Source organism: Amycolatopsis sp. NPDC033938, from assembly GCF_055575975.1.
Map to the genome: position 1 here is coordinate 1 of NZ_JBVIRO010000023.1, position 21,146 is coordinate 21,146.

23 protein-coding genes and 1 tRNA gene are annotated in these 21,146 nt (G+C 68.3%); 10 read left to right on the forward strand and 14 right to left on the reverse strand.

Annotated elements, in window-relative coordinates; translation table 11 throughout:
- Window positions 1–417 precede the first annotated feature (417 nt).
- From ACZ5ZX_RS36420 to ligD (ACZ5ZX_RS36430), 3 genes are all read right to left on the reverse strand, one after another.
- A complete protein-coding gene (locus ACZ5ZX_RS36420; protein WP_465506534.1) occupies window positions 418–978 on the reverse strand; it encodes an IS30 family transposase in 561 nt (186 codons plus the stop codon).
- A 21-nt stretch (window positions 979–999) separates the two neighbouring features.
- Window positions 1,000–1,134, reverse strand: a complete 135-nt coding sequence (locus ACZ5ZX_RS36425; RefSeq protein ID WP_465506535.1) for a helix-turn-helix domain-containing protein — start codon at window positions 1,132–1,134, stop codon at window positions 1,000–1,002.
- 269 nt (window positions 1,135–1,403) lie between these two features.
- The gene (gene ligD, locus ACZ5ZX_RS36430) at window positions 1,404–2,369 is read right to left on the reverse strand and encodes a non-homologous end-joining DNA ligase (RefSeq protein ID WP_465506536.1); all 966 of its coding nucleotides are present in this window, start codon (window positions 2,367–2,369) and stop codon (window positions 1,404–1,406) included.
- A 46-nt stretch (window positions 2,370–2,415) separates the two neighbouring features.
- Here ligD (ACZ5ZX_RS36430) and ligD (ACZ5ZX_RS36435) point away from each other — a divergent pair, with 46 nt between their 5' ends.
- The 5 genes from ligD (ACZ5ZX_RS36435) (at window position 2,416) to ACZ5ZX_RS36455 (ending at window position 7,181) form a co-directional block, all read left to right on the forward strand.
- Window positions 2,416–3,330 (forward strand): non-homologous end-joining DNA ligase, encoded by a 915-nt coding sequence (gene ligD, locus ACZ5ZX_RS36435; protein ID WP_465506537.1) that lies wholly within the window; start codon window positions 2,416–2,418, stop codon window positions 3,328–3,330.
- A 52-nt stretch (window positions 3,331–3,382) separates the two neighbouring features.
- A complete protein-coding gene (locus ACZ5ZX_RS36440) occupies window positions 3,383–3,655 on the forward strand; it encodes a hypothetical protein (RefSeq protein ID WP_465506538.1) in 273 nt (90 codons plus the stop codon).
- A gap of 115 nt (window positions 3,656–3,770) precedes the next feature.
- Window positions 3,771–4,316 (forward strand): MarR family winged helix-turn-helix transcriptional regulator, encoded by a 546-nt coding sequence (locus ACZ5ZX_RS36445; protein WP_465506650.1) that lies wholly within the window; start codon window positions 3,771–3,773, stop codon window positions 4,314–4,316.
- 77 nt (window positions 4,317–4,393) lie between these two features.
- Window positions 4,394–5,758, forward strand: coding sequence for a pyridoxal phosphate-dependent decarboxylase family protein (locus tag ACZ5ZX_RS36450; RefSeq protein WP_465506539.1), 1,365 nt, complete (start codon window positions 4,394–4,396; stop codon window positions 5,756–5,758).
- A 34-nt stretch (window positions 5,759–5,792) separates the two neighbouring features.
- The gene (locus tag ACZ5ZX_RS36455) at window positions 5,793–7,181 is read left to right on the forward strand and encodes an amino acid permease (protein WP_465506540.1); all 1,389 of its coding nucleotides are present in this window, start codon (window positions 5,793–5,795) and stop codon (window positions 7,179–7,181) included.
- Here ACZ5ZX_RS36455 and ACZ5ZX_RS36460 read toward each other — a convergent pair.
- The gene (locus ACZ5ZX_RS36460; RefSeq protein ID WP_465506541.1) at window positions 7,159–8,151 is read right to left on the reverse strand and encodes an ROK family transcriptional regulator; all 993 of its coding nucleotides are present in this window, start codon (window positions 8,149–8,151) and stop codon (window positions 7,159–7,161) included. The genes ACZ5ZX_RS36455 and ACZ5ZX_RS36460 overlap by 23 nt on opposite strands.
- Before the next feature lie 8 nt (window positions 8,152–8,159).
- Window positions 8,160–8,582: a winged helix-turn-helix transcriptional regulator gene (locus tag ACZ5ZX_RS36465; RefSeq protein ID WP_177242387.1), complete on the reverse strand. Its 423-nt coding sequence runs from the start codon at window positions 8,580–8,582 to the stop codon at window positions 8,160–8,162.
- 97 nt (window positions 8,583–8,679) lie between these two features.
- Here ACZ5ZX_RS36465 and ACZ5ZX_RS36470 point away from each other — a divergent pair, with 97 nt between their 5' ends.
- Window positions 8,680–10,167, forward strand: coding sequence for an MFS transporter (locus ACZ5ZX_RS36470; protein WP_465506542.1), 1,488 nt, complete (start codon window positions 8,680–8,682; stop codon window positions 10,165–10,167).
- Window positions 10,164–10,652, forward strand: a complete 489-nt coding sequence (locus ACZ5ZX_RS36475; protein ID WP_465506543.1) for a hypothetical protein — start codon at window positions 10,164–10,166, stop codon at window positions 10,650–10,652. The genes ACZ5ZX_RS36470 and ACZ5ZX_RS36475 overlap by 4 nt, the downstream gene beginning before the upstream one ends.
- On the opposite strand, the gene ACZ5ZX_RS36480 is transcribed toward ACZ5ZX_RS36475, so the two are convergent.
- Window positions 10,630–11,631: an aliphatic amidase gene (locus ACZ5ZX_RS36480; RefSeq protein ID WP_465506544.1), complete on the reverse strand. Its 1,002-nt coding sequence runs from the start codon at window positions 11,629–11,631 to the stop codon at window positions 10,630–10,632. The genes ACZ5ZX_RS36475 and ACZ5ZX_RS36480 overlap by 23 nt on opposite strands.
- A 113-nt stretch (window positions 11,632–11,744) precedes the next feature.
- On the reverse strand, window positions 11,745–12,821 hold the full coding sequence (locus tag ACZ5ZX_RS36485; RefSeq protein ID WP_465506545.1) for a substrate-binding domain-containing protein: 1,077 nt from the start codon (window positions 12,819–12,821) through the stop codon (window positions 11,745–11,747).
- An 87-nt stretch (window positions 12,822–12,908) separates the two neighbouring features.
- Here ACZ5ZX_RS36485 and ACZ5ZX_RS36490 point away from each other — a divergent pair, with 87 nt between their 5' ends.
- The gene (locus ACZ5ZX_RS36490) at window positions 12,909–13,319 is read left to right on the forward strand and encodes a MarR family transcriptional regulator (protein WP_465506546.1); all 411 of its coding nucleotides are present in this window, start codon (window positions 12,909–12,911) and stop codon (window positions 13,317–13,319) included.
- 2 nt (window positions 13,320–13,321) lie between these two features.
- Here ACZ5ZX_RS36490 and ACZ5ZX_RS36495 read toward each other — a convergent pair whose 3' ends face one another.
- From ACZ5ZX_RS36495 to ACZ5ZX_RS36520, 6 genes are all read right to left on the reverse strand, one after another.
- Window positions 13,322–13,981 carry an MFS transporter gene (locus ACZ5ZX_RS36495; protein ID WP_465506547.1) on the reverse strand — a complete coding sequence of 220 codons (660 nt, stop codon included), beginning with the start codon at window positions 13,979–13,981 and terminating at the stop codon, window positions 13,322–13,324.
- Between the two features lie 77 nt (window positions 13,982–14,058).
- A complete protein-coding gene (locus tag ACZ5ZX_RS36500; RefSeq protein ID WP_465506548.1) occupies window positions 14,059–14,484 on the reverse strand; it encodes a hypothetical protein in 426 nt (141 codons plus the stop codon).
- A complete protein-coding gene (locus ACZ5ZX_RS36505; RefSeq protein WP_465506549.1) occupies window positions 14,481–15,683 on the reverse strand; it encodes a hypothetical protein in 1,203 nt (400 codons plus the stop codon). Before ACZ5ZX_RS36505 ends, ACZ5ZX_RS36500 begins: the two co-directional genes overlap by 4 nt.
- 331 nt (window positions 15,684–16,014) lie before the next feature.
- Window positions 16,015–16,088: transfer RNA gene (locus tag ACZ5ZX_RS36510), tRNA-Arg, on the reverse strand.
- Between the two features lie 243 nt (window positions 16,089–16,331).
- On the reverse strand, window positions 16,332–16,721 hold the full coding sequence (locus ACZ5ZX_RS36515) for a peptidase inhibitor family I36 protein (RefSeq protein ID WP_465506550.1): 390 nt from the start codon (window positions 16,719–16,721) through the stop codon (window positions 16,332–16,334).
- Between the two features lie 186 nt (window positions 16,722–16,907).
- Window positions 16,908–17,957, reverse strand: a complete 1,050-nt coding sequence (locus ACZ5ZX_RS36520; protein ID WP_465506651.1) for a LacI family DNA-binding transcriptional regulator — start codon at window positions 17,955–17,957, stop codon at window positions 16,908–16,910.
- Between the two features lie 121 nt (window positions 17,958–18,078).
- On the opposite strand from ACZ5ZX_RS36520, the gene ACZ5ZX_RS36525 reads away from it, so the two are divergent.
- Window positions 18,079–19,257, forward strand: a complete 1,179-nt coding sequence (locus tag ACZ5ZX_RS36525) for an MFS transporter (protein WP_465506551.1) — start codon at window positions 18,079–18,081, stop codon at window positions 19,255–19,257.
- Between the two features lie 102 nt (window positions 19,258–19,359).
- Window positions 19,360–20,499 (forward strand): sensor histidine kinase, encoded by a 1,140-nt coding sequence (locus tag ACZ5ZX_RS36530; RefSeq protein ID WP_465506552.1) that lies wholly within the window; start codon window positions 19,360–19,362, stop codon window positions 20,497–20,499.
- Here the strand turns inward: ACZ5ZX_RS36530 and ACZ5ZX_RS36535 are convergent.
- Window positions 20,473–21,108, reverse strand: coding sequence for a histidine phosphatase family protein (locus ACZ5ZX_RS36535; RefSeq protein WP_465506553.1), 636 nt, complete (start codon window positions 21,106–21,108; stop codon window positions 20,473–20,475). The genes ACZ5ZX_RS36530 and ACZ5ZX_RS36535 overlap by 27 nt on opposite strands.
- Window positions 21,109–21,146 lie beyond the last annotated feature (38 nt).

Sequence of the window (21,146 nt, forward strand, 5' to 3'; positions counted from 1 at the left end):
CGGGAATTGATTTCCGCGAGGATCGCGTACTGCTCCGCCTCCAACTGACGTTTCAACACTTCGATTTCCTGTTTGCGGGCGTGCAGCGTCGCAGTGTCGGCACGCCACCACTCGGAGTGCGCCACCTGGGGACTGTTTTCGCTGGCCACGCCCCCAACAATACCCGCACTCGAACAGGTGTGCTATCACATATTCAGACTACAAGGTGGTTTCAACTGGTGAGTGCACCACCTCTAGTCTAGCAACACTTTACTGAACGCTTCGATCCAGTTTAAGCCATCCCAGTGTTTGCCGCGGCCGGTCGTTGAGCTCGTCTGCGATGAAATCGAGTTCGTCCTGTGAATACCCGGACAAGTCGGTTCCTTTGGGGAGGTATTGGCGCAGCAATCCATTGGTGTTCTCATTGCTGCCTCGCTGTCAGGGTGAACGAGGATCGCAAAAATACACTGGCATGCCCGTGGCCATGGTGAACTGCTTATGGCCGCCCATCTCGCCACCCTGATCCCAGGTGACACTGTTTTTGAAAACGTCAGGCAAGGTGTTCATCTTGGCGGCCAGTCGTGGGGCCACGTTCTCGGCCGTGCGATCGTGAGGGATGCGCACCAGCATGACAAATCGGGTGCTCCGCTCGACCAACGTAGCGATCTGCGACTGATTGTTCGCGCCGACAATCAGATCGCCTTCCCAGAAGCCCGGCACGGCGCGATCCTCAGCATCGGCCGGCCGCTCGCTGATCAGGACCATGTCCTTGATCCTGCCCCGCGGCTCCGCCCCTCGTGACCGGGCCCGTCGCTTGATCCTGCCCTGCCGTAAGCCCTCGGCCACCTCCGCCCGCAGCGTCCCCTTCGCCTGCACGAACAACGCCTGGTAAATCGCTTCATGTGACACCCAGCGAGAATGATCCATCGGATGCTCGAGCCGCAACCTGCACGCGATCTGCATCGGCGACCACTTCGTCCGCAACCCCGCGTTCACCACGCGAGTCAGAAAACGGTGACTTCAGCACCTTGCGTTCCTTCCGCCGTTCCGATCGACCTCGCGCGACACCACCGAATGATCCCGCCCAATCCAGGCCCCAACCTCCCGAAACGACTTCCCCTGCCTCAACCCGAACGCGATCAACTCACGCTCCACCGACCTCAACGGAACATCACGCGAAACGAAACACCCCCTTCGCTACCCAGAACGGTCATTATCCCAGCCGGTGCACTGACCATTTGAGCCCAAGCAAGTGGTTTCATTCGATGGGGAACAAGTGGCTGTGAAGAGAATGCTCTAATCGTCCACAAAGGACAGCCGATATTCGCCGAGGACGACCGGCAAACGACCGGCAATCGACCGGCCTCTCTCATCCAGCGTCGACGCCCGCGCCCGAGCAGCGAGATCAGCTCGCTCCGACAGGGTTATCGCGATGAAGGCAGCTCAACGTCCTCAGGCGTCTTGTCCGGCCGCAACCCGCGCCAGGTCGTATGCCGCAACCGCCCGTCCGGCGTCCAGTTCCGGTGCATGACCTCGCCGACGAGTTCCGGAGACACCCATCGCACGCCCCTGGCCCGGTCGCGCGGGACCTCGGTGGCGAACGGCGGCTTCTTCCGTCCCAGCGGAGCGAGCCGGGCATGCAGGTCTTCGAGGACCTTTTCGCTGAACCCGGTTCCGACGTCGCCGATGTATCGCAGCTCGCCGGATTCGTCGTGCGCGCCGAGCAACAGGGCGCCGAGCGTGCCCGAGCGGCGCCCTTCCCCGGGGCGCCAGCCGCCGATCACCACCTCTTGGGTGAGCCACAGCGCCCGTTTGATCCATTGCCGCGACCGCTTGCCGGGGTGGTATCGGCTGTCGAGCTTCTTCGCGATCAATCCTTCCAGGCCATGCTGGCGGACGACATCGAGGAGCTGATCGGGTGCGATGTCGTCGTCGGTGTAACCCGGTGGGATGACGACGCGGCCGCCGCCTCCCAGCGACGTCAAGAGTTCACGACGGGCGGCGTAGGGCTCGTCGAGCAGGACGGTGCCGTCGAGAAGCAGGACGTCGAAGGCGAAGAAGTGCACCGGGCTGCGGTCCAGCAGCGACGCGTCCGGGGTGCGCAGGTGCCGGGTCTGCAGCAGCGGGAAACTCGGCCGCCCCTGGTCGTCGAGGACGACGATCTCGCCGTCGAGGACGGTTTCGTGACCGTCGAGGGCTTCGCCGGTCACGTCGGGATACGTCGCGGTGATGTCGAGGCCGCGACGGCTGGTCAGGCGCGTCTCGCCGTCGCGGGCGACGCGCAGGCAGCAGCGGTAGCCGTCCCATTTGTATTCGTACCCCCACCCGCCGGTGGGCAGGTCGCCGTCGGTCGCCAGCATCGGGGCGATCGCGTCCGGAACGGTACTCATGCCTCACGGTACCCCGGAAACCCCGCCGGTGATCTATCGTCGAAGGGTGCCTGAGCGGATAACGGTCGAGGTCGAGGGACGGCGGCTGACGCTGTCCAATCTGGACAAGGTGCTTTACCCGGCGCACGGTTTCACCAAGCGCGAGGTCCTCGACTACTACCGCCGCGTCGCCCCCGTCATGCTTCCGCATCTGCGCGACCGCGCCGCCACGTTCCGCCGCTTCCCGGACGGCGTCGACGGCGAACCGTTCTACGAGAAGAACGTTTCCCGGCACGCGCCCGAGTGGGTGCGCACCGCGCGGCTGACCAACCGCGGCCGACGGGGCGGGGAAGAGACCCTCGACTATCCGGTGGTCGGGGACCTCCCGACGCTGATGTGGGCGGCCAATCTCGCCGCACTGGAGCTGCACGTTCCACAGTGGACGGTCGGACCACGCGGGGCGCGGAAATCACCCGATCTGCTGGTGTTCGATCTCGACCCCGGACCGCCGGCGGACGTCGTCGACTGCTGCCGGGTCGCCGAGACGCTCAGCGAACTGCTCACCGAAGACGGCCTGACCGTGTACGCGAAGACCAGCGGCAACAAGGGGATGCAGTTGTACTGCCCGGTGCGCACCCGGTCCGACGAACGCACCTCCGAATACGCCAAGGCCGTCGCGGAAGAGCTCGCGCGCCGGTCTCCGGAAACCGTGGTCGCCCGGATGGCCAAGGCGATCCGGCCCGGCCGCGTGTTCATCGACTGGAGCCAGAACAACACCGCCAAGACCACCATCGCGCCCTACTCCCTGCGCGGCCGCGCCATCCCGACCGCGTCGACCCCGGTGACCTGGGAGGAGGTCGAGGCCTGCCGGAAGGCCGCCGATCTGCTGTTCACCGCCGAGCAGGTGATCGAGCGTGTGGAGGAGATGGGCGACCTGTTCGGCGACATCGCCGAGCACCGCGCCGCCGTTCCCGTTCGGTGATGTTTAAGTCCCGGCGAACGGGAAACTCGCAGGGTCAGAGGAGTGACCCCGAATGACCGAGAACAGCAAAGACCCCGAAGGCTTGTCATACCGCGCACTGGCCATGCTGCGAGCGGTGGCACAGGGCAGAGCCGAAATCACCGTCAGTCAGGAACCGGATCTCTACGTCGACGGCTTGCCCTGCAGTGACCAGCTCACCGCCCACCGGCTCGCCCACGCCGGGCTGATCCGGCCCGCCCGCGACGGGACCCCGGGTGGCCGGGTACCCGCGAAGTTGTCCGAAACGGCGCGAGATCTGGTGGAGCCCTTGGCACCGGCGGCCTGAGGAGCGATTCGCCCGGAAAAGACCACTGTGGACTCCGCCCTGTTCCGCATACGATCGGCGGAACGGGCGCGCGGGGGTGCGCGCCACCGTACGGGTACCTCCGGGGCCGGTGAGGATGTGGCTGTTGACCGGGTATCACACGCTGGCCGAGACCGAGAACGCCGTGCGGGCCAAGCTGGGCGGCATCCCCCTGCTGTGGGAGCGGATGGAGGCGGTGGCCAACCTCCACCGCGCCGCCACGGCGGTCCGGCTGCACTTCGAGAACTCGGTCCTGCGGACGGCCGGCCTCACCTGGACCGCGTTCGTGGTGCTCTGGGTCGTGTGGATCTTCGGCGAGAAGGAGACCCGGCACGTCGCCGCGGAATCCGGGATCACGAAGGGGACGCTGACCGGGGTGATGAAGACCCTGGAGGCACATGGCCTGGTCACCCGTCGTAAACACCCGGAGGACGGCCGGTTGGTGCTGCTCGCGCTCACGCCGGAGGGGGAGCGGCTCATGCGGGAGCTCTTCCCGGAGTTCAACCAGGAGGAAGCGTTCGTCACCGAGCGGCTCAGTCCCGCGGAATGCACCGAGCTGGCCGGTTCGCTGCGGGAGATCGTCAAGCAACTGGAGGAGAAGGGCGAGGAGCGGCGCCGGGCCGCGGTGCCCCGGCCGAGCTGAGCCCTACCGAAGGCGGTTGCGGGAGCCCTGTCGCGACTCCTACGTTTTTTGGAGCCGAACGATCGAAGGGCGCCCCGATGGATTTCCGGTACTGGCTGGGTCAGGCGTTGACGTCGAACGAGGCGTGGGCGGAGATGTTCACTCCCGTGCGGCCACATCCCTCGCTGGAGATCCCCGACGGGCGGTTCGAGACCGCGTTCGAGGAGCTCACCGAGCGGCTGAAGGACAACTACCCGTTCTTCCACCCGTCCTACGCGGGCCAGATGCTCAAACCGCCGCATCCGGCCGCGGTGGTCGGCTACCTGACCGCGATGCTGGTCAACCCCAACAACCACGCGCTCGACGGCGGCCCGGCGACGGCCGAGATGGAACGCGAGGTAGTCCGTCAGCTGGCCACGATGTTCGGCTATACGGAGCATCTGGGGCATCTGACCACCAGCGGCACGGTGGCGAACCTCGAAGCGCTGTTCGTGGCCAGGGAATCGCATCCGGGCAAGGGGATCGCCTACAGCGCCGAGGCGCACTACACGCACGGACGGATGTGCGGGGTGCTCGGCGTCGAGGGCCATACGGTCCCTGTCGACGCCCGCGGCGCGATGGATCTCGACGCGCTCGAAGACCTGCTGCACACCGGGAAGATCGGCACCGTGGTGCTCACCGCGGGCACGACGGCGCTCGGCGCGGTGGAACCGGTCCACGAGGCGCTGGCGCTGCGCGAGCGGTACGGCGTCCGCGTGCACGTCGACGCCGCCTACGGTGGGTTCTTCCGTCTTCTGTCCGGTTTGGACGGTCCGGAAGGGCTGCCGGAGGCCCCGTGGCTCGCCATCGCCGAGGCCGACTCGATCGTCATCGATCCGCACAAGCACGGTCTCCAGCCCTACGGCTGCGGCGCGGTGCTGTTCAAGGATCCCCAGGCGGGGCGGTTCTACCTGCACGATTCGCCGTACACCTACTTCACCTCCGAAGACCTGCACCTCGGCGAGATCAGCTTGGAATGCTCCCGGGCGGGTGCGGCCGCCGCCGCGTTGTGGCTCACCTTCCGGGTGCTGCCGCCCACTCCCGACGGGCTGGGCCGGGTGCTCGCCGCCGGCCGCCGCGCGGCGTTGCGGTGGGCGAAACTGCTGGAGGACTCCGAGCGGTTCGACCTGTACCAGCCGCCGGAACTCGACATCGTCGCGTACTTCCCGCGTACGGAACCGCTTTCCCTGTCGAAGATCGACGCGGAGAGCGCGCGGATCCTGCGCAACGGCATGGCGGCGGCGAAGGATCCGGTGTACCTCAGCACCCTGCGCGTGAGCGACCGGCAGTTCGGCCTGCGTCACACCGGAGCCGAGGCGGACGCCGACGCCGCGAGGATCCTGCGTAGCGTGCTGATGAAGCCCGAAAGCGAGGACCACGTCGACCGGCTCCACGAGCGGCTGGAAGAGTTGTCCCGCGGTTGAGCGCCGCGTACCACCGCAGACGAATGGATCCGCCATGCCCGCACCAGGTCCCGCCGAATCCGTGACCGCACCGGAAACCCGGTCACTCGGCACCGGCTTCCGGCGGCGGCACGTCACCATGCTGGCCGTCAGCGGGGCGATCGGCGCCGGCCTGTTCGTCGGCACCGGCGCGGGGATCAAGACCGCGGGCCCCGGCATCCTGCTGTCCTATGTGGTCGCCGGACTGCTGATGGTGCTCGTCATGCGCATGCTGGGCGAGATGGCGGCCGCCGAGCCGAGCAGCGGTTCGTTCTCGGTGTACGCGGAGAAGGCGCTCGGGCGCTGGGCGGGGTTCACCGTCGGCTGGCTGTACTGGTCGCTGCTGGTGGTCGTGGTGGCCGCCGAGGCCACCGCGGCGGCAGGCATCGCGAACGGGCTTCTTCCAGTGATTCCACAGTGGACCTGGGTGCTGGCGTTCATGGCCGTGCTCACCGTGGTGAACCTGTTCGCCGTGCGCTCGTTCGGGGAGTTCGAGTTCTGGTTCGGCGCGATCAAGGTGACCGCGGTGGTGGCCTTCCTCGTGCTCGGCACGCTGGCGGTGTTCGGGATCCTGCCGGGGACGTCGCCGGTCGGCCTGAGCAATCTCACCGGGCACGGCGGATTCCTGCCCAACGGCCTGCAGGGAGTGCTGACCGGGCTGCTCGCGGTCGCGTTCTCCTTCGGTGGCATGGAACTGGTCACCATCGCCGCGGCGGAATCCGACGACCCGGCGGATTCGATCCGCCGCACCACGCGGACGGTGATCGTCCGGCTGCTGCTGTTCTACGTCGGCTCGGTCGCGCTGATGGTGCTGTTGCTGCCGTGGGAGTCCGCTTCGGCCAACACGAGCCCGTTCGTGACGGTGCTGGAGCAGGTCGGGGTCCCGTCGGCGGCGCTCCTGATGAGCTTCGTCGTGCTGACCTCACTGCTCTCGGCGCTGAACGCGAACCTTTACGGCGCTTCGCGGATGGTCTTCTCGTTGGCCTCGCGGGGTGAGGCGCCGCGCGCGATGCTGCGGCTCTCCGGCGCCGGGGTGCCGCGGACGGCGGTGCTGGCGTCGGTCACCTTCGGTTTCGTGGCCGTCCTGCTGAACTTCCTCGCCCCGGACCGCGTACTGCCGTTCCTGCTGAACGCCATCGGCGCGAACATCCTGCTGGTGTGGATCTTCGTCGCCGTCTCCCAGCTGCGGCTGCGGAAGGCGGCGGAACGCGACGGCACGGCCGCGGACCTGCCGGTGCGGATGTGGGGCTTCCCATGGCTCAGCTGGATCGCGCTGCTCGCGATGGCCGGCGTCCTGATCCTCATGTGGACCGACGCCGACGCGCGTACCCAGCTGTTCACCAGTGGCGCGGTCGCCGTGCTGATCGTGGTGATCAGCCTGCTCAGGCGACGTCCGCGACGCTGAACAGTTCGTGCTCCACGCGGCTGAGCGCCAGCCGCACCGCGCCGAGGGCCACCGAGTCGTCGCCGAGCGCCGACGTCTCGACGCGCACCGGGAACAGGCACAGCCTGGCCAGTTCGGCCCGCAGCGGCGCCGCCAGCAGGTCGTCCGTCCCGCCGATCACCACCAGCTGCGGGTCGACGGTGAGCACGGTGGCGGCGATCAGCTCGACGAACCTGCCCGGGGACGCGTACCAGCCGGTTCGCCATCCGGCGCCGATCTCGCCCGCCACACCGTTGTGCCCCATGTGCAGTTTCCCGCCGAGCAGCAGGCCGAGGGACACGGTCCGGCCGACCCGCACGTAGACGACGTCGTCGACGCCGTGCGCGGCTCCGCGCCAGTGTTCGGCCAGTGTCGCGAGCTTGGTGTCGTTGGCGGCCAGCACCGGGCAGGCGCCGCCGAATTCCGCGGGCAGGTCGAGGCCGGTCCAGCCGGGCAGGCGTTCGCCGCGGACGACCTTGCCGCCGGCCACCACCCCGGTGGTGCCGACGCCGAGCACGCGCACCGTCGAGCGGCCATCGAGGGCGGCACCGAGTACCCGGTGCGCCACCTCGAGGCGTTCGGCCGCGGCCATCTCCGGCGTGAGATCGGCCCTCGTCCGGCCGACGATGTCGCCACGCAGATCGGCGACCAGGCACAACGCCTTGTGCGGGCCGATCTCGAGTCCGGCGACGTGCCCGGCCTCCGGACGGAAGCGGTACCGCTTGGCCGGCCTGCCCACCGGTCTCGGCGCGTCGGGGGCGAGGGGGACCTCCTCGACCAGCCCCTGTTCACCGAGGTCGGCGGCGATCTCCTCGACCGTCGGCCGGGAGACCTCGCTCGCCTTGACCAGTTCGGCGAGGGTGAGTTCTTCGGCCGCGTACAGCGCCCGCAGGACCGCTATGGCGTTGAGCCGCCGCAGCAGTGACGGATCCCCGCCCGACAGTTTCGCCATACGGCTCCCTAGACGGTGACTCGCTGGTCGTACCGGGCGCGAGCGGCGGCGATCTCGCTCTGGTGGTCCTCGGTCCAGGTGACCAGTGACTGGATGGTCTGCAGCAGGGTCATGCCCAGCGGTGTCAGCGCGTAGTCCACGCGGGGCGGGACGACCGGGTAGACGGTCCGGTGCACCAGCCCGTCACGTTCGAGGTGACGCAGCGTGGTGGTGAGCATGCGCTGGCTGATGCCGTCGATCTTGTACTTCAGCTCGGTGAACCGGAGGGTGTTCCGGTCGAGCAGGGCGATGACCAGGAGTGACCATTTGTCCGCCACCCGGTCCAGGATCTGCCGGACCTCGCAGTCCTCGCGCGTGTCCCACTGGAAGGCCTCGTAGTCGGCCTCGGTGAGTTCACAACGACTGGGTGAGTTCAAAGTGCCTTCTTCCATGGTCGTCGATGGTGACGGAAGATCCCCTTGGTTACAAGAGGGAACTGACCGGCTGCTGGGTAACCGTCGGACCTCGTGCACTGAGGGAGAACCGATCTTGACCACGACCACAACGCCGCCGCGCGCCCCCGAGAAGATGAGCGGGCGGGCCTGGGGGGTGCTTCTGGTGCTCTGCGGCGCGATCTTCCTGGAGGGCATCGACGTCGCCATGCTGAACGTGGCGTTGCCGTCCATCCGCGCCGAACTCGGCCTGTCGACCGCCACGCTGAGCGGCGTGGTGAGCGCCTACGTACTCGGCTACGGCGGTTTCATGCTGCTGGGCGGGCGCGCGGCCGACCTGTACGGCCGCCGCCGCATGTTCCTCACCTGGCTGGTGGTGTTCCTCGTCTTCTCCGGACTCGGCGGGTTCGCCACCGAAGGCTGGACGTTGCTGCTCGCCCGCTTCGTCACCGGCGTCGCCGCGGCCTTCATGACCCCGGCAGGCCTGTCGATCATCACCACGAGCTTCGAGGAGGGCCCGAAGCGCGACAAGGCCTTGCTGTTCTACGCCGGCACGGCCGCGGGCGGCTTCACCCTCGGCCTGGTCATCGGCGGGCTGCTGACCAGGATCGACTGGCGCTGGGTGTTCTTCACACCGGTGCTCCTGTCCGCCGTCCTCCTGCTCGCCGCGCTCTGGCTCATCAAGGAACCCGTCGCGCGGGAACGCATTGTGCGGCGCGCGGACTTCGCCGGAGCGGTCACCGTCACCGCGGCGATGTTGCTGATCGCGTACGCGGTGGTCCGGCTGGAGCACCCCGGACAGGGCTGGGGCTGGACCGTGGCGTCCTTCGCCGGGGGAGTGGCCGCGCTGGTGGCCTTCGTGGCCATCGAACGCCGCTCGCCCGCACCACTGGTGCGGCTGGGGATCCTGAAATCGGGACCGCTGGTGCGGGCCAACGCCAGTGCTTTGCTGTTCGCGGGTTCGTTCTTCGGGTTCCAGTTCCTTGTCACCCTGTACCTGCAGGAACTTCGAGGCTGGTCGACGCTCGAGACGAGCTTGGCGCTACTGGCCGTCGGGGTCGACGCCGTCCTCGCGCCGACGTTGACGCCGCGCCTGGTGGCGAAGTTCGGCAACACGAGGGTGATCTTCGGCGGCCTCGTGCTCGCCACCGTGGCGTACGCGCTCTTCCTGCCGCTGGGCCTGGATTGGACGTACGCGGCGATGTTCCCGTCGATGATCATCCTGGGGCTCGGGTTCGCGCTCGCCTACGGACCACTCACCATCGTCGCCACCGAGGGGATCGCCGAAGACGAGCAGGGACTGGCGGGCGGCCTGCTGTACACGGCCTTCCAGTTCGGTGCGGCGCTCGGACTCTCCGCGGTGACCGCCGTCAACGTCGCCGCCCTCGGTGACGGGTCGCGGGAGGCCGCACTCGGCGGCTTCCGCGCGGCGTTGGTGGTGCCGCTGGTGATGGCCCTCCTCGCGGCGATCATCACCGCGTCCGGGCGTCGGCGCGGTTCGGCGAAGGACGCCGGGTCGGCGAACCCGGGGACGGATACGCTGGCCGCGAAGATCAGGGACACCGGTGATCCGCGGAGAGGGTGATCCACATCGAGTACCTCATCGCCTGGTCCGCCTTCCTCGGCGGCTGGCTGCTCGTCGCCGGGCCGATGTACCAGGGCGCGCTCGAGCTCCGTGAGGAGAGCGAGCGGTTCGGCGACCTGCGCGCGGTCGAGGCGCCGCGTCCCGACTTCGGTCCGCGTATTTCGCGCTGGTGGTGGTTGCTGCCGCCGGTCGCCGTCGTCAAGGAACGGCGACGGCGGCGCAAGGTGCACCGCGAGGTCATGAAGTCGCTCACGGCCGGGCAGCGGCGCACCATGGCCACCTTCGCCAACAAGGCCCGCGGCTGGTTCATCGTGACCGCGGGCGCCTTCTTCATCGCCCTCAAGGAAACGTGGCATCTGAACCATCTGTACCACTGGCCTTTGTGGACCTATGCCGCGCTCGTGCTCGTCCCGCTGGCACTGAGTTTCCTGCACACCTCGCGAGGCATCCGGCTCACCGTCCTCATCCTGGGTGACGAGGAGTGATCGTGTCGCGAGTGATCGACTCGACCTTCTCCTGCGTCTTCTTGGCGTCGGTGACCCAGAGCTTGTAGAAGTCGAACGGGCAGTCCGCCACGCCCTTGTCGCCTTCGTCCGCGTCCTGGACGCCGGTGTAGCCGCGGTGCAGGAGCTTGAAGATGTGGTTCTGAGACTGGTCGTAGGTGCGCGCGTCCCGGATCGCCGAGACGGACAATTGCGCGTACTGGATCCCGTATTCCTCCTCGCCGGTCTCGCCGAGTGTGCGGCCGTCGAAGCCGATGATCGCGGAATGGCCGAAGTACGAGTACACGCCGTCGAAGCCGGCGGCGTTCGCCACGGCCACGTAACAGTTGTTGGCCCACGCCATCGCCTTGGCCATGAGTACCTGCTGCTCCTTGGCCGGATACATGTAACCCTGGCAGCGCACGATCAGTTCGGCACCCTTCATCGCGCAGTCCCGCCAGATCTCCGGATAGTTGCCGTCGTCGCAGATGATCAGCGAAATCTTCAACCCCTTGGGGCCGTCGCTGACGTAGGTCTCGTCACCGGGATACCAGCCCTCGATGGGGCACCACGGCAGGATCTTGCGGTATTTCTGGACGATCTCGCCTCGGTCGTTGATGAGCACGAGAGTGTTGTACGGCGGCTTGTCCGGGTGGTCCTCGTGCCGCTCGCCGGTGATGGAGAAGACGCCCCAGGTTTGGGCTTCCCGGCACGCGGCGGCGAAGATTTCGGTCTCCTCGCCGGGGATCGTCGCGGCGGTCTCGTACATCTCCTTCGGGTCGTACATGATGCCCTGCGTCGAGTACTCGGGGAACACCACCAGGTCCATGCCGGGAAGCCCGGACTTCATGCCCACCACCATTTCGGCGATCTCGCGGGCGTTGGCGAGGACCTCGGCCTTGGTGTGCAGCCGCGGCATCTTGTAGTTGACCACCGCGACGCCGACCGTGTCAGGGCTGGCGGAAATGTCACCGTGTCGCATGAAGACTCCTTGTCTCCGAACGGCTTCCGGAACATCGAGGGCGTAACCGATGTCACCTGGAATACTTTCATCTGAAAGTATGTGGTGTGCCGGGGTGAGTCAAGGGCCGGATTTCAGAGCCGGGTGAGGACTTCGAAGTCGTAGCCGTCGGCGACCGCGAGGTGGACGTGCTGGTCGGCCTGCCGCCCACGGAATTCGACCGTGCCGCGCGGCCCGTGGTAGGCGACGCCGTCGATCGCCGCGTTGAGCGCGGGCAGGTCGGACGTACCCGCCCGGCGGACGAGTTCCGCCAGTGTGTGCAGTCCCTCGTAACAGGATTCGGCGGCGTTGTTGAGGGCGGGGGCACCGGGGCCGTTGCGGTCGATGTAGCGGCCGAGCAGGTCCATCGCGTCGGCGGTGACCATGGAGCGGAAGTAGGCGGCGGAGACGTAGAGGTCGCCGGTGGCGTTCGCGCCGCTCGCGAGGAGCATGTTCTCCTCCATCAGCGGGCTGAAGCGGATCAGGCGGTCGCTGAGCCCGCGCGCGGCGAAGGCCCGGTTGAACCGCACCGCGTCCTGCCCGACCAGCAACATCAGTACACCGTCGCTTGTGGACTGTTCCACCGAACGGACCACTGTGGACATATCACCCGTGCCGAGCCCGACAAACGCCTCTCCCGTGATGCGAAGGTCGAGATCCTTGGCGTACTGCCGGATCGCCCGCGTCGATCGCCGCGGCCAGACGTAGTCGTCACCGACGACGAACCAGCGCCGGGCGCCGAGATGATCGCGCAGCCAGCGCAGTGCCGGTTCGATCTGGCAGCGCGGCGTTTCGCCGGTGCAGAAGATGCCCGACCGGCGCTCGCCGCCTTCGTAGAGCGAGGTGTACACGTACGGCACCCTGTCGGCCACGACCGGCGCGAGCGCGTGCCGGATCGACGAGATGTGCCAGCCGCTCACCGCGTCGATCCGGCCGCTGTCGACGAGCCGTCGCAGGTCGTCGGCCACCTGCCCCGGACTGCCGCCGCCGTCGACCACCTCGGTCTCGACCCGCCTGCCGAGGATGCCGCCGGATTCGTTGAGCTCGTGGACGGCCAGGTCGGTGATCGCCTCGCAGGACGGGCCGAACAGCCCGGCGGGCCCCCGCAACGGGACCACCATGGCCACGCGCCAGGTGTCGTCGCGGGTCCGCGTGGCGAGGCGTAGGGGCATGGCGCTCCGTGCGGTGGCCCGGTAAGGTCAAATTGCTTTCACCTGGAAGTATTGCGAGGGTGTCCGGTTTTGGCAAGGGGACGGGATATGGGGCCACGCGGCGTCGCGACCACAGGACTGTCGCTCACCGGCTCGCTCACCCGCGCCGCGCGCGCCGTCGCGACCAGGGTGGAGCACGTGCTCGCCAAAGAAGGTCTCACCCTGGACCAATGGCTGGTACTGGACGCGCTGAGCGGTAAGGGCGGTCTGGCCATGGCCGACCTCGCCGACCGGACACTGACCACCGGCCCGACCCTGACGAGGGTGGTCGACAAACTGGTGACCACCGCGCAGGCCTACCGCGAGGTCGACGCCGCCGACCGGCGCCGGGTGCTCGTCCACCTCAGCGCCCGCGGCCGGGCGACGCACCGGCGGTTGGCGGTGAAGGTGAGCGAAGTCGAAGCCGGTCTCGACGTGACCGACGAGGTGCTCGCGGTGCTCCGGAGTCTCGGCGCCTGAAGTCAGGATCGTGCTGGGCCCTGCGGTGGGTAAGCCATCGGCTGGACCGGCGGTTTCGCTTTCGCCTGCGCGACGATGCCGAGAACGCCGGCGACGACGAGCGCGACGAACACGAACAGCGTGGCCACCAGGTACACCAGGCGGAAGCTGAGAGCGTCCGAGAGCAGCCCGCCGAGGAACGGCGCGATCAGCAAGGCAAGGACACCGAGGCCCGCCGCCGTCGCCGTCGCGGCGCCCCGCCGGGCGGGGAGCCGTCGGATCAGTGCGGCGGTCACCCCGATGACCGCGCCCGCGCCGAGTCCGGTGAGCACCCGCCCGACCAGGAGCATTCCGCTGCCCGAAACGAAAGCGACCATCAACACGCCGAGGAGCATCGAACAGATCGCGGCCACGGACACCGCCGTCGGGAGACGTCCCCCGAGCAGCAGACCGGGCGGGAAGGCGATCGCGGCCGCGACAAGGTAGGCGACGACGCCGATCAGCAGCAGCGACTGGCTGGACATGGCCAGTTCGACCTGCAAGGCCGACCGGCCCCGCGGGTCGAAGCGGTAGATCACGGTGAGCAGGAACAGGCCGATGAGCGCGGCGAACCCGGGGCCGATGACCAGCCACCAGGGAGGCCCGGCGGGTGTGCGCGGATCGTGCTGCGTCGACGCGTACATGCGCACAACCTATAGCGCCCGGCGAGGCGGATCGACCACTTCGCGGGAAGACGTGCCGGGTTCTCGGCGGTCCTGCGTCAGAGCTCCTCCATGACTCCCCGGTCGAACCAGTCGTCGTCCTCGTCGCGCCGTTCGACGGGCCGGGAGGGCCGGGATTCCCGCGGCGGCTCGGACGCGGCCCGCAGCTCCGCCTCGGCGGCTTCGATGTCCATACTCGCCAGCTCGTCGACCTCGCGACGCACCGCCTCCTGGGCGTGCGCGTGCAATTCCCGGAGCTCGGCCGGTGGGATCTTGTCGAGCAGCCGCCGGAGGGCGGGACCCTGCTCGGCGAGTTCGTCGGCGACGGGCCGGTGTGACAGGAGTTCGCGGGGTTGCCGCGTGCCTGCCAGGACGTCCTTGGCGAAATCGGCGCCGGCACCCGTTCCGGACGCGGCCAGCAGCCTCAGCATGTTGTGCCGGGCGGTCGACCAGTGGGGGCTGTCCGCGGGATTGATGAAGGTCATACCCGGACCTCCTGTCCGCACTCCGCGTGTGGATGGTCGTAGGTGAAGGGCCAGTTGGGGAGCTCGACGTGGCGCGCGGTGGCGCTCGTCGCCTCGCCGATGGCCCGGCCGAGTTCGAAGTGGTGCGCCAGCGCCATGATGGCGCTGACGGTGGCGCGAATGGCGCCGGCCTGGTCTATCGCGGCCGTGGCGAGGGCGACAAGCTGCTTGGCGTCGCCTTTGATGAGGACCTTCCACAGGTTTTTGCCCTCGGCGATGATGTCGATGATTTCGAGAATGAACTCGACGGTCTTCTTGCCGGACTTCGCGGCCGTCGCGGCCCCTCTGGTGTAGAGCAGCAGCACGATGTCGACCAGGGCGCCCAGGCCGTGCTTGAGCTCCTGCATCAGGTGGTACGCCGCTCTGGCCAGGCCCACGATGGCGTCCCCTGCCGCACCGCAGTATTCGGACAGGTCCAAGCATGCCGCGTGGTACTTGTCGAGCCAATCCTTCGCGGCGTCGGCCGCCCGGCCGGTCCACTGGTCCTGGATGCCGTAACGGCCCTGGTTGAGGTTGGCGGCGATATCGGCGAACCCGGATTCGGCGTCGTGAAAGAGGACCGCCTGTTCTTGCAACGCTCCCCAGTCGCCGATCACGGCGCGGGCGGCCAGGTGGAAGACGTCCACCCCGGTGAGGTCTTTGATGAACCCGGCCACGTCGCCCAAGACGCCGCCGAAATCGAAGATCTCCTCGACCGTGTCCTGGAGCTCGACCGGCCACCAGGCCGGATTGGTGATCTTCTTCAGGTCCGGGCCCGGATAGTCCACTGGTGCCACCTCCCGGAACGCTCCCGCGGAGGCCGGATCCCGGACCTCGTCCTTGCCGACGCGTTCGACCTCGATCTCCCGGAGTTGCCGGTCCAGTTCCGCCACCTTGGCGCGGTCGGTGTTGCGATACCAGACGGCCGCGCAGTGGAGTGCGTCACCGCCGGAAACACCCCAGTTGAACGCGATACCGAGATGATTTCCCGTGTTGTGCTGCCAGCCGTCCAGTTTCGGCCAGATCAGCGCGAGCAACCCTTCGCCGTCGTCGCTGGGCACGACGCTGTTGCGGAACGCCTGCTGGAAGTCGCCTGCCCCATCCCCCTGCTTGCGTACGAGGCCGGCGAGCCCATCCACCGCATCCGGCAGTACGAAAAACCCCGCTCCGCCTGATGTCATCGATCCACCCCCCTTGTGCCCCGGACGTTCGCCGACCGGGTCGATGTGGCACTTGAGGGTAGGATGTCACACAAGCCGGATCGGTTCCATGGTTCGCGGCCGGCCTCGAAACCAGCCGTTCCCCGAGGTAACGAAGATGTCTCGAACAGGGTTTGTTCGGGCACTGTGAGATCCGCTCGGACCCGAGGGACCGGATCCAGTCCGACGACAGCTCGCCGAGAAGTTCCGATCCGGCCATGCCGTAAGTGCTCGACATGGCCGGATCGTCGGCAACAATCTCTTGCCGTGCAAGCGACGTACACGCTGACCTCACCAGGGTTTCCCCTGGTAGTGCCCCCGGCAGGACTTGAACCTGCGACCTAGAGATTAGAAGGCTCTTGCTCTATCCAGCTGAGCTACGAGGGCCAACGTCGGCGACGTTGGGGTGTCGCCCAGCATCGGCAGCTTAGCCGTCGCCAACCTGTCGATCGTTCGACACCGCCAGATCGTTTCAGGTCGAGCCCACCGTTTTTTGGAACGCCCGTGAGCGCGTCGCGACGCGGGGTGACGCGCTCACGGGCCGGGGCCGCTTCGGGGGAGCGGCCCCTGGGTTCGCGCAGGTCGCGAGTCGACTCCGTGGCGAGCGACGCGCGCGAACCGCCGGGGTGGTCAGTCCCAGATCTTGAGGGCGCGGATCACGAACGGTCCTTGGGGTACGTAGGTGCCGCCACCCGGATAGGTGATGAAATCTCCTTCGGTCGTGCACTCTTCGCTCTGGTAAATCGTCACGTCCCGGCTCAGCCGGTTGACGAACGAATGTCCGGCGAAGTCTTGGGGCAGCGGAATGCATTCCTCGGGATTGGCGGTGCGCAGGTCGAATTTGTGCACTGTCCCGCCGAACGATTCTTCGCCCCATACGCAGAACTCGCCCTTCTGGCAGGCGGGTTCGGGCGGCGCGGTGGTGGCGCTCGCGACTCCGGTACTGGTCAGCAAGCCGAACATGGCCAGCAGAAGCACGTGCGGGATGCGGGCGCGCAGGTTCGTCAAACGTCGTGTCATGGCTGGGTTCTCCCCCGTGAATCGGCGGCTCGATCGCCGTCGTGAATGTGTGATTCCACGATGACCCGGCGGAAAGGCTTTGTCTGCCCGCATTTCTACTTCTGTGGATAAGTAGTCGTGCGCCGCTCGATCGGGGTGAGTTGTCCACAGATCGCCGGACCGCGTTGTGCGGACCGGCGATGAGTGTTAAGCGCGCGCGGTCGAGCCGCGGACGACCAGCTCGACGGGAAGTTGCGCCGGCGCGGGCGTCTTGTCGCCGCGAAGGAGGCCGAGGACCAGTTCCCCGGCGATCCGTCCCTTGGCCGAGAGGTCTTGCCGGACCGTCGTCAGCGGAGGTTCGGACCACCGGGCCGGTGGGACGTCGTCGAAGCCGACGACGGAGAGATCAGCGGGGACGGACAGGCCCAGATGCCCGGCCGCCGAGATCGCGGCCAGCGCGAGCTGGTCGGACATGCACAGCAGTGCCGTCGGCCGCGGGGTCCGGTCGAGCAGGCCCAAGGCGCTCGGGACGGCCCCCTCGACGGAGATCCCGGACGCCTCCCAGATCGGCACGTCCGCCGCCGCGATACCGGCCTCGGCCAGCGTGTCCAGGTAGCCGGCCAGCCGTTCTCTCGTGTCGTGGAAGCGGGTGTCCGCGGCGTGATCCGGGGTCATCTCGCCGCCGCGCGGCGAGGACAGGCATTGCGCCGAGAAGATCCCGATCCGCCGGTGCCCGAGTTCGAGCAGATGCCGGGCCGCCGCGGCCGCTCCCGCCCTGTCCTCCACGCCGATCCTCGCCGCACCGCGGACGTGCGGCTGGTCGATCACCACCAGCGGCATCCTCCGGTCACGGACCGCGTCCAGCGCCGGCGCGCCGTCCGCCAGGGAGCACGCCACCGCGATGTCGGCCTGCGCGGTCAAGACGCGTTCCGCGCGCGGTCCGCCGCTCTCACCGTCTCCCGGCAGCAGGAGGAGGGCGTGTCCTCCGGGGTCGACGACGGATGCGAGCGCGTCGAGGGTGACGGAAAGGGCGGGGTCCGAGAACGCGAGCGAGAGGTTCGTGTCCAGCATGACCGCGATCGCGCCGGTGCGGCTGGTGGCGAGGCTGCGCGCGGTCGGGTTGGGCCCCGCGTACCCGATCTTCTTTGCCGCGCGCAGCACCTCGTCCCGCAGCTGGGCGGACAGCTGATCGGGCCGGTTGTACGCGTTGGAGACGGTCGCTCGCGACACCCCGACGGCGTCGGCGACATCGTCCAACGTCGGCCTTCGCCGTCGCGTGCTGGTCACGGCGGCAGTCTAGTCCCGGGCGGGACGGGTGGACTTTCTGAAGCGCTTAAGTCATTCTGGAGCAACAGGAATCGGAGGGAGACTGGGGTCTATGCGTGATCGTACGGCCGTTTTCACGGTGTTCGCGCTCAACGGGGTCGCGCTCGGCTCCTGGGCGACGCGGACGCCGGCGCTGTCGGAAAGAGTGAGTGCCTCGCCGGGTGTTCTGGGCCTGGCGTTGCTGGGGGCCAGCGTCGGGATGCTGATCGCGGCGTCGGTGTCGGGGCGGCTGATCGAGCGGTACGGCGCACGGGCGGTGGTGGCGGGCAGTGCGATCATCGCCTGTGCCTCGCTGCCGATGATCGGCTTTTCGACGTCGGTGCCCATGCTGGCCGGGGCGCTGTTCGTCCTCGGGGTGAGCAACGGCGCACTGGATGTCGCGATGAACGTCGCGGGCGTCGAGGTGGAGCGTCGTTCCGGACGCGCCATCATGCAGACCCTGCACGCCGGGTTCAGTTTCGGCGCGCTGGCGGGTTCGGTCGCCGCCGGCCTCGCCGCGTCGCATCAGTGGTCGCCGGGCAGGCATCTCACCGTCGCCGCCGTGGCCGCGCTGATCGTGCTCGCCTTCATTATCGCGGCCGTGCCCGGCGCGCGGCCCGTGCACACCGAACCCGTCGAGAAACCGCGGACACCGCCCGTCAAGCGTCCCGTGCTCTGGCTGCTCGCCGCCATCGCGCTGTTCTCGGCGATTGCGGAAGGCGCGAGTTCGGACTGGTCCGCGCTGCTGATGACGTCCGTGCACGGCGTCGGCGAGGGCGCCGCGGCCTTCGCTTACTCCGGGTTCGCTTTGGCCATGGCGATCGCCAGGCTCGTGGGCGGCCGGCTCCAGAACCGTTTCGGCGCGACCCGCGCGCTGGCAGCGGGTGCCGGGCTCGCCGCGGCGGGGCTCGTGCTCGCCGCGCTGGCGCCGTCGCCGGTGTTCGGGTTCGTCGGCTTCGTGCTGGCGGGTGCCGGACTGGCCGCGGCCTTCCCGATCGCGTTGAGCCTCGCGGGGGCGGCGGGCAAACGTGCCGACGGCACTGGAGGCGAGCGGGAACTGGCCTTCGTCACCGCGATCGCCTACACCGGCTTCCTCGCCGGGCCGCCGCTGATCGGGGGAATCGCGCAGGTGACGTCGCTGTGGGTGTCGTTCCTGTTCGTCGGCCTGACCGCGGCCCTGATCGTCCCGTCCGCGTTGGCCGCCGCCAGGGCGCGGAAACGGGAGGAGGTCTCCGAACCCGTCGCCCGTTGACATCCTCGCCACGCCACGGGCAAGCTGATTGCTCGTAAACTGAAATGAATGCGACTCGCTCGCTGTTTCAGGGTGGCTGATCCGGGGAGGAGCGGCGTGAGGATGCTGATGCTCGGAGGCGGAATCCCGCCGCGGCTGGCGCGGACCACCTTGCCCCGGCTCGTGCTGGTCCCGGTGGTGTTCCGGCTGGCGATGCTGGCGCAGGCGGTGTGGACGGCGGGGGAGAGCGGCTCGTCGGTGCTGTGGACGGTCGCGGCGCTGCACCTGGTACCGAACGTCGCCGAGGCCGCCTGGGTGTTCCACCGGTCCGCCAGCGAGCCGGCGGGCACCCGGCTGGTTCCCCCGGCCGACGCGGCGTCCGCACTGGTACTCACCCTGGGGGCCGCGCTGATCGGCTCGGACACCGCGATCATGTCGATCGTCTGGACCCAGCTGATGGGCACGGTGATGATCTGGACCCTGCTGCGCGGCGCGCTCGCGGGTGCGCTGGTCACCGGGGGCGCCATCGTGCTGCATTCCACCGTGTACCCGGGTTCCCCGCTCGCTCTCTTCCTCACCCTCGGAACGGCGCTGGTGGCGTCACTCGCGATCGTCGGCCTGGTCGGCGCTTCGATGCGGTTCGCGCTCGGCTTCGGGGAGCAGCAGGGCAGGGCGGCGGAACGTGAACGGCACCGCCGCGACGTCCACGACACCGTCCTGCAGGTGATGGAGTCGTTCGCGATCCCCGCGCCCGCCGACGAACTCGATCCGGCGGCCAGCCTCGACCGGGTCCGCCGCACCGCCCGCGCACAGGCGATGCGCATCCGGATCAGTCTCGAACACGAACAGACGGGTCCGCTCGGGCTGCATCAGCGGCTCCGGCTGCTCGCCGCCGAGATGGCCGCGGAGGGGCTGCGGGCCGAGATCGTCATCCAGGACGAGTGTGGTCCGGACCTCTCGGAGGAGGCGGCCGTGGCCCTGCACGACGCGACGCGGGAGGCGCTGCGCAACACCCTCAAGCACTCCGGGACCAGGCGGGCCGTCGTCAGCGTCGAGGAGATCGACGGCGGCGTTTCCTTGACCGTGCGCGATCACGGCGCCGGTTTCGACGTGGGCGACCAGCGGCGCGGATTCGGGCTCGAGAACTCGATCATCGCGCGGATGGCGGAGATCGGCGGCTTCGCCCGGATCGAGTCCAGTCCCGGGCTGGGGACGAGGGTGGTGCTCCTCGCGCCTTCAGTGCTGAGTCTCCCCGTCGGGTGAGTCCCGCCACTGACGGAACGGGCGGTCCAGCGTCCACTTGTCGCCGTCGCGCTCGAGGACGCGGTATTCGCAGGTCGCCGGATTGGACAGCGACTCGAACAGCTCGATGCTCCAGCCGAAGAGCCGTCGGCACAGCAACCGGATGGTCAGGCCGTGTGAGACGACCAGCACGGTCCTGGGGTGATCTTCGCCGCAAGCCGCCAGTTCGCTGAGGTACGCCGCCACCCGGTCGTCGACGTCCGCCCCGGATTCACCGAACGGGAGCCGGTAGAAGAAGTGCCCGAACTCGTGACGGCGTTGCTTCTGTACCTCCTGCTCCAGCGGATCCTGGAGGTTGCCCCAGTCCTGTTCCCGCAGCCTCGGCTCCGGCACGATCCGCTCGTAGTCGTCGATGTCCAGTAGCCGCAACGTTTCCCGCGTCCTCAGATACGGGCTGACGTACACCGCGGGCCGCTCACCGTCGAACAGTTCCTTGATCTCCGGCCCGGTCCGCCGTGCCTGCTCACGGCCTGCCTCGGTGAGCGGGAGGGCGTGGTCGGGGATCCGGGTGTAGGCGAGTTCGTCGACGTTGCCGAGCGACTCGGCGTGCCTCAGCAGGATGATCCGCACGCCGCCATCTTGCCCCTTGCGTGCCCGGCATACCCTCG